Origin of the sequence: Cedecea lapagei, from assembly GCF_900635955.1 — a bacterium.
Taxonomy (GTDB): domain Bacteria; phylum Pseudomonadota; class Gammaproteobacteria; order Enterobacterales; family Enterobacteriaceae; genus Cedecea; species Cedecea lapagei.
This window is the reverse complement of record NZ_LR134201.1, coordinates 287322-302791: the sequence shown is the minus strand read 5'-3', so window position 1 is coordinate 302791 and position 15470 is coordinate 287322. Positions and strand designations below refer to the sequence as shown.

Annotated in this window: 13 protein-coding genes; 4 read left to right on the top strand and 9 right to left on the bottom strand. The window is 55.8% G+C overall.

Annotated features, from left to right (window positions below; translation table 11 throughout):
- Positions 1-197 precede the first annotated feature (197 nt).
- From argR to yhcN (EL098_RS01535), 3 genes are all read left to right on the top strand, one after another.
- Positions 198-668 (top strand): transcriptional regulator ArgR, encoded by a 471-nt coding sequence (gene argR / locus EL098_RS01545; protein ID WP_126354355.1) that lies wholly within the window; start codon positions 198-200, stop codon positions 666-668.
- Positions 669-1041: 373 nt separating this feature from the next.
- On the top strand, positions 1042-1305 hold the full coding sequence (yhcN, locus tag EL098_RS01540) for a peroxide/acid stress response protein YhcN (RefSeq protein ID WP_039288190.1): 264 nt from the start codon (positions 1042-1044) through the stop codon (positions 1303-1305).
- Between the two features lie 123 nt (positions 1306-1428).
- Positions 1429-1695: a peroxide/acid stress response protein YhcN gene (gene yhcN, locus EL098_RS01535; RefSeq protein ID WP_126354354.1), complete on the top strand. Its 267-nt coding sequence runs from the start codon at positions 1429-1431 to the stop codon at positions 1693-1695.
- Positions 1696-1767: 72 nt separating this feature from the next.
- On the opposite strand, the gene EL098_RS01530 is transcribed toward yhcN (EL098_RS01535), so the two are convergent.
- The 5 genes from EL098_RS01530 to aaeX all read right to left on the bottom strand — a co-directional run bounded on the left by EL098_RS01530 (position 1768) and on the right by aaeX (position 6743).
- Positions 1768-2040, bottom strand: coding sequence for a barstar family protein (locus EL098_RS01530; protein ID WP_126354353.1), 273 nt, complete (start codon positions 2038-2040; stop codon positions 1768-1770).
- 35 nt (positions 2041-2075) lie between these two features.
- Positions 2076-3530, bottom strand: coding sequence for an NAD-dependent succinate-semialdehyde dehydrogenase (locus EL098_RS01525; RefSeq protein ID WP_126354352.1), 1455 nt, complete (start codon positions 3528-3530; stop codon positions 2076-2078).
- 97 nt (positions 3531-3627) lie between these two features.
- Positions 3628-5589: a p-hydroxybenzoic acid efflux pump subunit AaeB gene (gene aaeB / locus EL098_RS01520; protein WP_126354351.1), complete on the bottom strand. Its 1962-nt coding sequence runs from the start codon at positions 5587-5589 to the stop codon at positions 3628-3630.
- Positions 5590-5599: 10 nt separating this feature from the next.
- Complete coding sequence (gene aaeA, locus EL098_RS01515; RefSeq protein WP_126354350.1) at positions 5600-6532, bottom strand: p-hydroxybenzoic acid efflux pump subunit AaeA; 933 nt, start codon at positions 6530-6532, stop codon at positions 5600-5602.
- Between the two features lie 7 nt (positions 6533-6539).
- Entirely contained in the window at positions 6540-6743 is a 204-nt protein-coding gene (gene aaeX, locus EL098_RS01510) for a p-hydroxybenzoic acid efflux pump operon protein AaeX (protein WP_008454892.1), read from the bottom strand.
- Positions 6744-6920: 177 nt separating this feature from the next.
- On the opposite strand from aaeX, the gene aaeR reads away from it, so the two are divergent.
- Positions 6921-7856 carry an HTH-type transcriptional activator AaeR gene (gene aaeR / locus EL098_RS01505; protein WP_126354349.1) on the top strand — a complete coding sequence of 312 codons (936 nt, stop codon included), beginning with the start codon at positions 6921-6923 and terminating at the stop codon, positions 7854-7856.
- 169 nt (positions 7857-8025) lie between these two features.
- Here aaeR and tldD read toward each other — a convergent pair whose 3' ends face one another.
- The 4 genes from tldD to EL098_RS01485 all read right to left on the bottom strand — a co-directional run bounded on the left by tldD (position 8026) and on the right by EL098_RS01485 (position 15469).
- Complete coding sequence (gene tldD / locus EL098_RS01500) at positions 8026-9471, bottom strand: metalloprotease TldD (RefSeq protein ID WP_126354348.1); 1446 nt, start codon at positions 9469-9471, stop codon at positions 8026-8028.
- A gap of 86 nt (positions 9472-9557) precedes the next feature.
- On the bottom strand, positions 9558-13370 hold the full coding sequence (yhdP, locus tag EL098_RS01495) for an AsmA2 domain-containing protein YhdP (protein WP_126354347.1): 3813 nt from the start codon (positions 13368-13370) through the stop codon (positions 9558-9560).
- Between the two features lie 46 nt (positions 13371-13416).
- On the bottom strand, positions 13417-14886 hold the full coding sequence (gene rng / locus EL098_RS01490) for a ribonuclease G (RefSeq protein WP_126354346.1): 1470 nt from the start codon (positions 14884-14886) through the stop codon (positions 13417-13419).
- Entirely contained in the window at positions 14876-15469 is a 594-nt protein-coding gene (locus EL098_RS01485; RefSeq protein WP_126354345.1) for a Maf family protein, read from the bottom strand. Before EL098_RS01485 ends, rng begins: the two co-directional genes overlap by 11 nt.
- Position 15470: the final 1 nt, after the last annotated feature.

Genomic DNA, 15470 nt, shown 5'->3' with positions numbered 1-15470 from the left:
GCAGGCATGTTCGCCGATAACGAAATTTGATAAAATTGCCCGCTTTCATAACATTATTTCAGGCTGTTTGCCGCCTGATCCTCCTCCCCGCGTTTCAGGGCTCCCTGATCGGAGAGTCGAAGGAGGATGGATGATTTGCATAAAAATTCATTTAAATGCATAATAATGTTATCTCTTTTTACCAGGACAGGTTATTTATGCGTAACTCCTCAAAACAAGAAGAATTAGTAAAGGCTTTCAAAGCATTACTAAAAGAAGAGAAATTCAGTTCACAGGGTGAGATCGTTCAGGCGTTACAAAACGACGGCTTCGAAAATATCAACCAGTCCAAAGTGTCCCGCATGCTGACCAAGTTTGGCGCGGTGAGAACGCGTAATGCCAAAATGGAGATGGTTTACTGTCTGCCTGCCGAGCTCGGCGTACCCACCACCTCCAGCCCGCTGAAAAATCTGGTGCTGGACATCGACTATAACGATGCGGTCGTGGTGATCCACACCAGCCCGGGTGCGGCTCAGCTGATTGCTCGCCTGCTGGACTCGCTGGGCAAGGCGGAAGGTATTCTTGGCACCATCGCCGGGGATGATACTATTTTCACCACGCCAGCCAGCGACTTCACCGTTAAAGAGCTGTACGAAGCGATTCTGGTGTTGTTCGAACAAGAGCTATAACGCCTTTCTTCTCTTGCCCGCTATCTCAGACGGCGGGCACACCGTCCCAAATTTGGTCATCTTCTGTAAAAAAACCTCAATCCAGCGTAAGGAATTGCCTGATTAGCATTATCCAGGGCATTGTTCTGTGTACTACCGCACAAAAAGTCAAATTCACCCACCTCTATGATTTTACTTATATTTAACAAAAAAAGTCAGATAAAAATGTCTTTTTTATAACCTGTAGTAATAAAAAATCCGTTCATTAACTTAAAGTTGCATAGGCAACAATTAGCAGGGTATTAATATTTCCCGTAACTAGTGTATACTTAGTTTCGTGATGAGGGTCACAGAACGATGACCCAACCAAAAGAATACGACGAGGAAAGAAATCATGAACATGAAAGCCACTTTAGTTACCGCAAGCCTGCTCTCTGCCCTGTCATTCGGCGTTTTCGCCGCTGACTCTATCAACGCTCAACAGGCGCAAAACCGTCAGTCACTGGGGACCGTTTCCGTCGATGACATCGGCAGTTCTCCGATGGATATGCATGAAATGCTGAACCAGAAAGCTGAACAAAACGGCGCCTCTGCCTACCGCGTTATCGAAGCCCGCACCGGCGGACACTGGCACGCAACGGCTGAGCTGTATAAATAACCGTATTAGTTGTAAGCATGTTGAAGTGATGTGATCAGAAACGTTAAGCCTCGGCGGCCCCAAGTAGAAAAAATGCGATTAAGCCCTTCCGGCCGCCATGTTAAACCTTCAGGAGTAAAGACTATGAAAACCAAATTAACCATCGCCGCACTGAGCCTGCTGTCCGTGATCTCTTTAGGCGCGAACGCCGCAGCCCATCAGATTAACAGTGAGCAAGCTCAGGGCATGCAATCCATGGGCTCCATCTCAGTCAGCCAGGTGGGCAGTGCACCAATGGATATGCGCCAGGAACTGTCTCAGAAAGCGACCGAACAAGGTGCCTCTGCATATCGTATTACCGAAGCTCGCTCCGGCGATAACTGGCATGCGACAGCAGAGTTGTACAAATAAACCCTCGTCGTACTTGTCCTACGACTTTGCCCCCGCTCGCTGGGGGCTTTTTTATGCCGACGTGAGAATGAGCTAGCTGCGAATATTAAAGCAAAGCTGCCCCTCCAGCTCCTCTTCTGCCTCGTCAAACAGCAGGATGAGTGCGCCAAATCTGCGCCGTTTGCTCTCCGGCAGGCGCACAAACTCGATCTCTACAGGCAGCGGCAGCATTGACGCCGTGACCACTTCCCACAGGCTATCCAGATCGTGCACCTGCTCCTTTCGTAAAGCGAGCTGCTCCGCAAACTGGCGGTAGAAAGCAGGGTTGTCGTCGATGTGGCTAAAATCAAAAGTAAATTTTTTCATCGCTGCCGTCCTGACCCTTTGAAACGAACGGCGGGCTAAAGCCCACCGATATGTAGCGTTTTCACTTCCAGAAACTCTTCCAGCCCCAGAACGGAACCTTCACGCCCCAACCCTGATTCTTTTACGCCGCCGAATGGCCCCAGCTCCGTTGAGACAGCGCATTCATTGATCCCCACCATGCCGCTTTCGAGCGCCTGCGACACGCGGAATACGCGCTGTAAATTCTGGGTGTAGAAGTACGCCGCGAGGCCAAAGGGAGTATTGTTCGCCCGCGCGATAACTTCCTCTTCCGTTTTAAAGCGGAAGCAGGCCGCAACCGGGCCAAACGTCTCCTCCTTCGCCAGCTTCATGTCGTCATTAGCGTCAATGATGACGGTGGGCTGCCAGAAGTTACCGCCCAGTTCATGAGGTTTGCCGCCAACGAGCGCTTTACCGCCTTTTGCCAGCGCGTCCTCGACGTGTTCGCGCACTTTATCGACCGCCGACGATTCAATCAGCGGCCCCACAACAACGCCCTCTTCCAGACCATTCCCCACCTTGAGCTTCCGCACCTCTTCGGCAAGCTTATTCACAAAGGTGTCGTACACGCCCTGCTGGATAAAGAAACGATTCACGCTGACGCAGACCTGGCCCGCATTGCGGAACTTGTTGGCAATGGCCCCTTTCACCGCCTCATCGATATCGGCATCATCAAACACAATATAAGGTGCATTGCCACCCAGCTCCATCGACACTTTCTTCATGGTCTCCGCAGCGTTTCGCATCAGCGTTTTGCCCACTGCCGTTGAGCCGGTGAAGGAGATTTTACGTACCGCCTCGCTCACCATAATGGCATCGCTGATTTCCTGCGTTTTTCCTGCCACCGCGTTAAGTACGCCGTCCGGAACGCCCGCCTGCTTCGCCAGCTCCAGCAGGGCGAATGCGGAAAGCGGCGTGTTATTCGCTGGCTTTATCACTCCGGTACAGCCAGCGGCCAAAGCGGGCCCCAGCTTGCGGGTTAACATAGCCATGGGGAAATTCCACGGCGTGATAGCCGCAACCACGCCGACGGGTTCCCGCGTAGCGAATATGCGAGAGCCTGATTTCGCTGGAGGAATGACCTCTCCGTTTGCGCGTTTAGCCTGCTCGGCAAACCACTGAATAAAGCTTGCCGCATACTCCACTTCGCCTTCGGCCTCTTTCAGCGGCTTCCCCTGCTCCAGCGTCATCAGGCGTGCGAGCCAGCTTTTGTTCTCCAGAATAAGTTCAAACCAGCGATAGAGAATAGCGGAGCGCTGTTTCGCGGTTTTTTGTCGCCAGGCGGGAAAGGCTTTGCTTGCGGCATGAATTGCGGCTTCCGTTTCGCGCTTGCCTGCCTTCGCCACCTTAGCCACCACTTCACCGGTCGCAGGGTTAAGCACATCAAAGGTTTCATCGTGCGTATGCCACTTTCCCTCTACCAGATATCCAGTTTTAAAGAGCTCACTTTGCTGGAGGGTTTGATTCGTCATAATTTCTCCTGTTAATAAGTGTTCATCCTGGTAACCGCAGTTAAGTATAGATAGAAAAAAGCCGACGCAGGCGTCGGCTTCAGGCTAAGGGAGGAGCTCAGGCATTGATCAGCGTATGCCGGTAACGGTGCAAAATGTCCGCCAGCCGCTTCACCGGCTCGGTCACCTGCAGCGGTGCTTCCCACAGACGCAGCTTCTCTTGATAGATTTCAAGCTCGCCTAAAAGCCTTTGGTAATAGCGCTCCCGCTTATCATCGCTGCTGGCGGAGATAACTTTGTCCGCGGTTTTACGCAGCTGTCGATGGAAGGCAGAGAGATCGTCATTCACCGGGATTGGCGCGTCCCGAAGGCGCTGATGCGCGATAATCAGCGTTAGCGCCAGGCGATAGCGGTCAATATCGCCGGGGAACATATTCAGCAGTAAAAACAGCTGCTGATACAGCGCCGGCAGATGGTTCTCTTTGCGTCGGGCGTTATTGGTCGTCAGCGCCGACACGGCAGCGGAGACAAACTGGTTCAGCAGCGTACGGCCAGTTCGCTCTTTAGAGTTATCGCGGATCAGCAGGATCACCATCATGGCAAGGAAGCAGCCGACGATCTGCCCCAGCGCGCTGTCCAGGAAGCTGCTGAAATGGAAAGTCATCGGGTTATCCAGCACGATGATGTTGATCGTCCCGGCCAGCGCGCCCATTGACCCCAGCCGCCGCTTTTGCACCTCGATCCCCATAAAGAAGCCCAGCAGGGCAAGGCTTATGCACAGCAGCAGCATACTTTGCTGGGTCGACGGCAGGATAACCAGGAAGTAAAGCGCCCCCAGCGGCAGCGCCACCAGCATGCCGTAAAGGAAGTCGAGCGATACCATGCGCGGGTTGGGCAGACGCATCGCCAGCGCGGTGACCACCGCAATCATCACCATGGCGCCGCTGCCAGAGGTCCAGCCGGTCCACAGCCAGAACAGGCTCCCCAGCACACAGGAAATCGTGGTACGCCAGAAGTTTATCATTGCGTGGTGGCCTTCGGCCGAGGCCACCTTAACCACAGCCTCGCCGTTCAGCACCTCTTCCTCAATGGCACTGATGCGGCCATTACAGACAAACCCACGTTTCAAAAGCAGGTAACGGGTAGAGGCTGAAACCCAGGAGCGGATGGTAATCGGCGTTGCCTTTTCCCCCATCGCGGAGATCGCCCTGCGCAGCACCTTCATACGTTTATAGACGTCGTCTGCGGTTTCCACTTCGGCGGCAAAGAGCTGGCGAAATTCCGGGGTGACGTACTCTGGCCTCGTGTTCTGAATCAGGAAGGTTTCACAGGCCTGGGTGATTAGCGTCAGCGAAAGGGTGTTAATCGCTTTCAGGCGGCGATTGGCCTTCGCCCAGCGGGGGGATTCCATATTCAGGTTGGCACGCATGCCGTTGAGCGCGGTGACTCTACGCACCAGCCCGCTCCAGGCTTTATCCACCTCTTCTTTTTCACCATGAGCAATACAGAGCTGCATCAGCCGGAAATGTTCCACCAGCAGGTTATCCAGCTCGCGGTCAATCTCCTGCTTGATGGAGCGAGGTGAAAACAGCAGGTCAGCGACGATGGCGCACACAATCCCGATGATGATTTCGCTGCAGCGTTCAACGGCAAACTGCGGCGTTGTTAGCGGTGCGGCCTGGATAGTGACCACGATAATCAGCGCGGTGTAGCCCGCGAGCCCCCACGCGTAAGAGTTCTCAACGCGAACAAGAGATGAAACCCAGGTGCAGAATCCGGCCCAGATACAGCACACCAGCAGCATGACAACCGGAGCACGAATCAGGGTAATAATGATCGCCAGCGCGGCAATACAGCCGATAAAAGTGCCGATAATACGCAGCATTCCGCGGTAGCGAATCGCCCCGGAATAGGGCTCACCGCCGGCGGCAAAGGCCGGTCCGGCGGCCACAATGGCAGCGGTCAGCACCGCCCAGCGCGGCGTTTCCAGCTCAAAGTGGAAACCGATAAACACCGCCAGCACAATGGCAAAGGCGAGCTTTATCGCAAAGCGGACGTGTAGCCTGGAAATGTTATACATAGCGGGCAGCTCAACCGAACTCGCGCAGGCGATGCATCAGCTTGATAAACGCCGAGTCATTTTCCGCTTTACGGTCTTTTTCGCCGGTGACCACAACGGTCGCGGTAGTACCGGCAGGATAGAGATTTCCCATCTGCTCATCGAGGCGGATCCTGACCGGCACACGCTGAGCAAGACGAACCCACTCAAGGTTGGAGTCAACCGTTGCCATCCCCTTTGAGTCGCTGGTGCTGCTGGCGTTAGTCACCCCGGCAGAGATGCTGTCAACGCTGCCGCGTAGGATGCGATTGCTACCAAGCGGCGTAATCTGCACGCGGTAGCCCGGCCGAATGCCTTCAAGCTTGGTCTCTTCCATGTAGGCAAGAATGTAGAATGAATTCTGTTTCACCAGCGCTACGGACGTTGCGCCCCGGTTAATGAATTCGCCGGTATGGACATTGAGGTTGGTCACCCAGCCGTCTGCTGGCGCGCGGATCACCGTGCGCTGCAGGTCGAGTTTGGCCAGGTCGCGCGTCGCCTGCGCTTTATCCAGCTGATGCAGCACGGTTTGCAGCAGGTTGTTCGACTGGTCTATCTCTTCGCGAGACATCGCCTGAATCCCAAGCGTGTTGCGTCTTCCGGCTTCACGGCGCTTTTCAGAGGCCAGCGCCTGGTAGTAGGCCACGTCCGCCTCGGCCTGTTCGAGCGCTTTTTGATAGCGAGGCTGGTCGATGGTAAACAGCACCTGGTCTTTTTTCACCAGCTGGTTGTCCTGTACGTCAACGCTAGTGATAAGGCCAGAGACGTCCGGCGCTATAGCGACCACGTCAGCGGTGAAGCGCGCGTCACGCGTCCACGGGGATTCGGTGTAAAACACCCATGCGCGGAAAATAGCGATGAAAGCCAGAAGCACCAGCAAAAGCGTGATAGCGGTACGGGTTATGTTTCTTGTTAGTATTTTCACATCAACCTCAAACGAACAAACGCGAAATCAGATAGAAAAGACAGCAATAGAGCGCTGTATTGAATAATGCGGGATGCCAGACAAAATCATAGATGCCGGTCGGGGTCAGCAGCCGACGCGCCAGCCAGAACGCCGCGAGCGACAGGATTAATTCGAAAAATATCGGCGGAAACGAAAGACCGAATATTACGATTACCGGAAATAGACTCATTTTGACCTTGATAAGATAATGCAGGCGATACATAACTCGGCGACAAACCGCGACGGAGAGGCCAGAAAAGGCGGGCGAGCGTGCGGTATGAGCTATGTTAATAATAATATATTAACGTAACTGTTACCCCGTTATCTATAATATGTGATCTAAATCACTTTTCACTCAGAGTGAACAATGGAACGACTTAAACGCATGTCGGTGTTTGCCAAAGTGGTTGAACTTGGCTCCTACACCGCCGCCGCAAGGCAGCTACAAATGAGCGTCTCTTCCATCAGCCAGATCGTCTCAAAACTGGAAGATGAGCTGCAGGTAAAGCTGCTAAACCGCAGCACCCGCAGCATCGGTCTCACCGAAGCAGGTAAAATTTATTATCAGGGTTGCCGTAAAATGCTGCACGAGGCGCAGGAGGTCCACGAGCAGCTATACGCCTTTAACAACACGCCGATAGGCACGCTGCGCATCGGTAGCTCTTCCACTATGGCACAGAATGTCCTCGCCGACATGACGACCGACATGCTGAAAGAGTACCCCGGGCTGACCGTCAATCTGGTTACCGGCATACCGTTTCCCGACCTGATTGCCGACGGCCTGGATCTGGTGATTCGCGTTGGTGCCCTGCAGGATTCCAGCCTGTTTTCACGCAAGCTGGGCTCGATGCCGATGGTGGTCTGCGCCGCGAAAAGCTACCTCCAGCTCCACGGTACGCCGGAGAAACCCGCAGACCTGGCTAACCACTCCTGGCTAGAATACAGCGTGCGTCCGCATAATGAGTTTGAGCTTATCGCGCCGGAAGGAATTTCAACCAAAGTGATCCCGCATGGGCGCTTTGTCACCAACGATCCAATGACGTTAAGCCGCTGGCTTAAAGCCGGCGCCGGCGTAGGTTTTGCACCGCTGATGTGGGTGATCGACGAGATCAACAGCGGGGAGCTTGAGATCCTGTTCCCTCGCTATCAGTCCGATCCTCGCCCGGTTTACGCGCTGTATACCGAAAAAGACAAGCTGCCGCTCAAGGTGGAGGTCTGCCTTAACTATCTGACGGATTATTTCGTCAGGGTCACGCAGCTTTTTCAGGGTGTGCGGGCGAGAAATGAAAACAGCCGGGGCTAGCCCGGCCTGAAACTGCTAACAAAGTTTGCTGCTCTTAAAAGACAGATATCCAACCTAATAAGAACAAAGAATAATGTTCTGTGGTTTACCTCAAACAGTCGAAAACCACGTTTTTCGGCTGTTTGTCACCGGGCAATAGCCGGGGTTAGAGCCCGGCTGCCAGATGAACTTAAGCGGTACCGCCCACGGTCAGGTTATCGACCTTCAGGGTTGGCTGGCCGACGCCAACCGGCAGGCTCTGCCCCTCTTTGCCGCAGACGCCGACGCCGTTATCCAGCGCCAGATCGTTACCGACCATCGAGATCTGCTGCATGGTTTCAATGCCGGAGCCAATTAACGTTGCCCCTTTTACCGCCTTAGTGACCTTCCCTTTTTCAATCAGATAGGCTTCTGAAGTGGAGAACACAAACTTGCCGGAGGTGATATCAACCTGCCCGCCGCCGAAATTTGGCGCAAAGATACCGTAGTCCACGGACTCGATAATCTCCTGCGGCGTGGATTTGCCCGCCAGCATGTAGGTGTTGGTCATGCGCGGCATTGGGAGGTGAGCGTAGGACTCACGGCGGCCGTTCCCCGTCGGCGCAACGCCCATCAGGCGAGCATTGAGCTTGTCCTGCATGTAGCCTTTAAGAATGCCGTTTTCAATCAGCACGTTGTACTGGCCCGGCACGCCTTCGTCATCAATGGAAACGGAACCACGGCGATTAGCCATCGTGCCGTCATCCACCACGGTACACAGCTCTGATGCCACCAGCTGGCCCATCTGGCCGCTGAAGACCGAGGTGCCGCGACGGTTAAAGTCGCCTTCCAGGCCGTGACCGACCGCTTCATGCAGCAGGACACCAGGCCAGCCCGCGCCCAAAACTACCGGCAACATCCCTGCCGGTGCGGCTACGGCTGACAGGTTCACCAGCGCCATGCGTACAGCCTCTTTCGCCCAGGCATCAGCACGAACTTCACCGCTCACGCTTTCCAGGAAATATTCATAGCCAAAACGACCGCCGCCGCCGCTTGCACCGCGCTCGCGCTTGCCGTCTTCTTCCACCTGCACGCTCACCGACAGACGCACAAGCGGACGAACATCCGCCGCTAGGGTTCCGTCCGTAGCCGCCACCAGAATCAGCTCGTAAACGCCCGTCAGGCTGGCGCTCACTTCCTGAACGCGAGCATCTGCAGCGCGCGCGACGCTGTCCACGCGTCTCAGAATGTCGAGCTTCTCTTCACGAGTCATGCTGGTCAGCGGGTCAACGCTGGTATAAAGCGCGCTATGCGGAACGTTGCCCAGCGTGCGGGCGCGCCCGTCACCCTGCTCGCGAACGATACTGCGCGCGGCATGGGCGCTTTGCTCCAGCGCCAGCAAACTAATTTGATCCGCGTAGGCAAACCCGGTTTTTTCACCGCTAACCGCACGAACGCCAACGCCCTGATCGATATTCCATGAGCCGTCTTTAATAATACGATCTTCCAGCACCCAGGATTCGTGATAGCTGGACTGGAAATAGAGATCGCCGTAGTCGAGACGGCGCTCGGACAGCTGGCCGAGGATGGAAAACAGATCTTGATGGGTTAAGCCATTCGCAGACAGCAACTGCTCACTTACCAGGTTAAGACTCATCGTTTCGCTACTCTTATTGCTTATCGCCCGCTGGGCGAGGAATGGTTTATTTATGGAGCTTGCGGCAATTCACCGCTAACGTCAAATCAGTGGGCTTCACCGGTGCGCGGCTGGCGCAGCACTTCATTAATTTGCGGTTTGTCCACCGGGCCGGTAATGCTGTAGCGCAGGACCGAAATTTTACTCCACAGCGGACCAAGCACCTTACTGGCCGCAAACACTGCGGCACCGACTATCGGGTTAACGGCAAAGGCGGCGGCAACGCCGACGGTAGCGGAGATTTCAGGCGCAACCACCGCCTCCATGTTCAGCTCGCGGCGAACTAAATCCACCGAGCCTTTCATGGCAATGTCGGCCTCCAGGCCATCCACCAGCGTATCGTCAGTATGCAGAACGCCGTCTTTTATCCATGCCGTGCTGCGAATAGAGTCGTAATAGAAGCCGCTGCCGAAGGTGTCGCTGAAGTCAAAGCGCAGCTTACGGAGCAGCGCATCAAAGCTGACCAGCCGCAGCAGCTGACCCGCATGGCCGGTGCTGACATCGGTAATCTGCCCTTTACCCAGCCTGGTATGCAGGATGCCATTGAGCGAAGCCTCGTCCGGCTTCCACGGTACCGCTCGCCAGTGCAGATCGTAATCCACGTCGAAGGAGGAGCCCTGCAGCGGCGTTTTCACGCCAAAGAAGTTGGCCGCGGCGTCCAGCTTATCGCCCTTCAGCTTGCCTTTTAGCGACGTGCGTCTGGTACCCGGCTTATTCACCCACTCGCCGTCCGCGGTCAGGCGAGCAAAACCGGTATCCACCAGCCCGTGGGCCAGCTGCAGCGTATCGCCATTGATCGTCACATCCCCTTCAATGCGGCCGTATTTCTGCCCCCAGAGCCAGCACTCCGCGCAGCGCAGCTGCACGTCAGGCCAGCCTCGGAAGCTAATTGCATCGCTGTTCTCCGGGATCTGAACCGCGGCTGAGCCGCCATCCCCACCCGGGGTGACGCTCCAGGCTGGATTGAAGTAGAGATATTTGATGGTGGCAAGCCAGGGAGCATTGTTCTTCATGCTGAGGGAGGCGTTAATTTCACGGCCCTGAGCCTCAACCTGGGTGCCGTTCATCCCCGGGCGAGAAATCAGGCTCAGGTTATGCCACTGCTGACCCCCAAGGGTCAGCGCGGGCGTACGCAGAGTGATGGCGGACGGGAATGCCGCTGCGCCGCCAACGCTGTCAACCGCGCCTCCGCTAAAGAGCGCCAGCCACTGAGCGCCGTCCATCTCAGGCAGATCGAGCTCGACGCCCTGCTGCTCCGGCAGAGGCGGCACGGTTTTACTGTCTGTCGCCCAGATAGCCCGGTCAAGGGTAAGCTTTTTATTCAGCAGCCAGCGGCTGGAAAAGTGATTTAGCGCGCCCGCGTTACCGGTAAGCGAGAAACTCTTCAGGTCGCCCTTCACGGCAATATTCAGCGGCAGCGCCGTCCCGGCTTTTTTGTCGGCAGGAGCAGGTAAGTGACTGCTCACATTCTTTAGATCACCCGCCAGATTCACCTTGTAGCTGGCGCTTCCATGGTAAGGCAGCGTAATGCCTACGTCGCCTTTCCACGGGACATTCCCGCTGACGGCGTCATTGACCGGCTTTGGCAGAACGCCAGTTTTATCAGGCTGCCAGTCGCCGCTCAGGTTGACGCCAATCTGGTAATCTTTGTCGCCGGTTTTGGTGTTGAAGTTCAGGCTGACAGGCTGATTGAACCAGCTGGCGCTCATCGCTTCGCTCTGCAGATCACCGTTGGTAAAGCTGAATTTGCCGCTCAGGTTATGCAGCGTGCTGTTCAGCGGTTTGATCAGCAGCGTATTGTTGTCGAGCCGGACGTCACCTTTGGCGGTCGTCATTTCCCCGGTCAGCGGGATATCAAGATGTAAGCGAGCGTTCACATCCCCGCCAATCTGGAGCTCATCCAGCGCGGCGGCAAGCGAATCATTCAGCGGCGTATCTTTGAAATAGGGTCCTACCGCACTGCCCGGCCCGTTAATGTCGGCATCGATCAGCAGCTTTTCTTTGGCGTAATCCGGGATGTTCGCCGTCAGGTTAGTCGCCGTGACGCCGCCCAGCTTGACCGCATTGCTGTTCATCCACAGCCCGTTATTAATGAAGTCGAGGGTAATATCGAGATTCTCAAGCGCTGGCCAGTCCGGCTGGAAGGCAAATTTGGCGTTGCGGAGCGGAACGTAGACCTCAAACTGGCCTTCGTTATGCTCGTAGGGGAAGAGATGCGGGTTGCCGCCGTAGACCAGCGTGGCGCTGTCGGCCTGGCCGCCCTGAATCGCCGAGCTAAGATAGTCCGTCAGCTCTTTGCCCATCAAATTTTCCGGGAAATAGCGCCAGGCGTCCGCGCCGTTATCGGTGCTGATGCCGGCCAGAATCCCCAGCCACGGGTCGCCGCTGGTCGGCTGGAAGTAACGGAAATCGCCGCGAGCCCAGACGGAGCGAGCCTTAACGTCAATATTCTTGCCGTCTAACTGGAAGCCATCCGCGTTTTTCTGCCAGCCAAGCGTAGCCGCCCCTTTCTCAATCTCAAGCGGCGCACGGAAGACGGTCTCGTAAGGCATTTTGGCGTCGGCCACCAGAGCGTTCATCTGCCCGTTCGAGACGCTGCCCGTGACCGAACCGGAGAAATGCTCTACGCCCGGTAACAGCTTCCATTGCTTCCAGCTCACGTCATTCCAGCGTGCCTGCATGCGGGTCTGCTCAGTTTGCTGAAGCGGAATATCCACGGCCAGCACATCAATGTGGCCCTTAGGCTGAAGCGAAGTCCAGATGTCACCAAACTCAGGCGAGATTTTGGCGGCTATCGGCAGCAGTCCGTTAAAACTTGCAAGCTCCATATTGCTGGCGCGTACGCGAAGCTCGTCGCTGCGCTGGCCCTGACGACCGCCAACCTGCTGCGGCGCTATCCAGGCAACCGTGAGTGAGCCTTTAGGCCAGGCCTGATCGTCAAGCGTGATATTGGTGGAAGGGACAGAAAGCTGCCAGTCAGACTGATTGCGGCTGACCTGCGCGGTAAGATTGTCGACCGAAAGCGTATGCGTAACGCCGTCGACGCCCGGCCAGCTGGCCCCGCCTTTTTTCAGCCAGATACTGCCGCCGCTAATGTCTCCGTCCTTCACGTCCATCCAGGCCTCGAGGCTAAAACGGGCGCTTTTCAGATCGACATTGTCTTCCATCCAGCGACCCAGCCAGGGTTTCACGTCCACATCGTCGGCCTGAAGCCAGACCTTTCCGTTGTTGAGAATGCCGTTCTCATCGCGCAGATCCATGCGCACGTTGGCCACGCCATGCTGCCCGTTGAAGCTGGATAAGCTCACCAGGCCTTCCGCACGGTGGCGGTTTGTGCCGTTTAGCCAGGTGAGCTGGGGAATAGAAAGTTCGGCGCGCTGGCCGGAGAGCGTCAGAAAGCTAAGGGAGCTGTCGCGAAGATCGAAGTGATCGAACTGGCGCAGGAAAAGATCGCTGATTTTATCCGCTTCCAGCGTGCTATTGCTGCCGTTCTGGCTGAGCGGCGTATTGGTGCGCATCTGCAGCTGGTAAAAGGTCAGATCGCGAAACTGCCAGCGTGCGTGCAGCAGGCTTTGCCAGACGTCTAACGCCAGCGTGACGCGTTTGATGCTCAGCGTGCCGCCGTCCTTGAGGCCGGCCTTAATATCGCGGACATCGAGCGTTGGCCCGAAGTTCTGCCAGCTCGCCTCCAGATTGCTGACCTCAACCGGCACGCCGGTAGCCGCCTCAATTTTATCGAGCAGCGCGGGCCGCCACGCATTCAGGTGCGGCAAAACGAGCCGCAGGCCACTCACCAGCAGCGCGACGATAACAACCAACGTTACGCCTGTGAGCAGCAGAATGCCGGGCAGTCGCCTCACCTTTCTCTCCTTGTCAGCCTTACGGGCAAAGCGCGCATCCGCACACTTACATCATTACGACGTCGAACTGCTCCTGATTATAGAGCGGCTCGATCTGGACCTTGACCTGTTTACCCACGAAGATTTCTACTTCGGCCAGCGCGTGAGACTCTTCGCTTTTCAGCGCTTCCCCCACCGCAGGAGAAGCATAGACCAGAAAACGGTCGGAATCGTAAGCGTGATGCACACGCACGATTTCACGCATGATTTCGTAGCAGACCGTTTCGACCGTCTTTACGGTACCGCGGCCGTGGCAGGTCGGGCATTCGTTGCAGAGTACATGCTCTACGCTTTCACGTGTACGCTTGCGGGTCATCTCTACCAGACCCAGCTGCGAGAAACCGTTAATGCTAGTTTTCACCCGATCTTTACTCAACGCCTGCTCGAGGGAATGCAGCACGCGGCGGCGGTGATCTTCATTACTCATATCGATAAAGTCGATAATGATGATACCGCCCAGATTCCGTAACCGAAGCTGGCGCGCGATGGCCTGGGTGGCTTCGATATTGGTATTGAAAATCGTATCGTCGAGATTGCGGTGGCCAACAAACGCACCGGTGTTAATGTCTACCGTGGTCATCGCCTCAGTCTGGTCGATAACCAGATAGCCGCCGGACTTGAGCTCCACTTTACGCTCCAGCGCACGCTGGATTTCGTTCTCAACGTCATAGAGATCGAAAATGGGCTGCCGACCGCTGTAATGCTCGATTTTGCTGGTCATCTCCGGCATGTATTCAGCGGTAAACTCCAGCAGCATTTCGTAGGTCAGGCGCGAATCCACGCGAATACGGTCCAGCGCCGCATCGGCAAAATCACGCAGCACGCGCTGCGCCAGCGCCAGCTCGCCATACATCTTATAGCGGGTTTGATTGCGCTTTTTACGCTCGCTCACCTTGGTCCAGACGCGCTTCAGGTACGCTGCATCGGAGGCTAAATCCTCCTCACACACGCCCTCAGCCGCGGTGCGAATGATAAAGCCGCCCTGCTCATCGCAATATTCATTAACGATGCGTTTCAGGCGCTCGCGCTCGGCTTCGCTCTCAATGCGCTGGGAAACACCAACGTGTGAAGCACCGGGCATAAAGACAAGATAACGGGAAGGGAGAGTGATGTCGGTAGTCAGGCGAGCGCCTTTAGTGCCGAGCGGATCTTTCACCACCTGCACCATTAAATCCTGCCCCTGACGAACCAGTTCGGCGATGTCGCGCACGCTGAAATTCTTTTGCTCCTCACCCGCGACGCATTCGGTATGCGGCATGATGTCGGAAGCATGAAGGAAAGCCGCCTTATCCAGGCCAATATCTACAAACGCCGCCTGCATTCCAGGCAATACCCGGCTAACGCGACCTTTGTAGATATTCCCTACTATTCCGCGGCGCGCTTCGCGCTCAATATGAATTTCCTGCAGTATGCCACCGTCAATATAGGCTACCCGCGTCTCTGATGGGGTAACGTTGACTAATAGTTCAGCCGTCATCTTTTCCTCGTCCGTCACGCAGCGCGTGAAAATTACTCAGCAACTCACCAGTTTCCACCAGGGGTAATCCCACCACTGCATGATAACTGCCATTGATCCGTTTGACGAAACAGCCGCCGGCGCCCTGAATGCCATAGGCACCGGCTTTGTCCATCGGTTCACCGCTGGCAATATAGTCGGCAATATCCCGTTCGGATAAGCTGCGAAACGTCACTTCAGTCACCACTAAAGCTTCCAGCACCTGATTCGCGTCGGCGATAGCCACCGCCGTCATTACCTGATGCTGATGCCCTGAAAGCAGGCGCAGCATCTGTGCAGCATGCTCAGTATCACGCGGCTTTTCCAGCACTTCACCGTTAAAGATAACTATCGTATCTGCACCCAGCACTGGCAAATCTTTGGCGGCCAGCGTCACGCCAGCCTGCGCTTTTTCACGGGCCAGACGGCGAACATACTGCTCCGCGCTTTCGTGCGGCTGCCGCTGTTCTTCAATGCCTGGAACCAGGCGTTCGAAAGCGACGCCCATCAGGGTCAGCAGTTCCTGACGGCGAGGCGAACCGGATGCCAGATACAACGTAGTCATG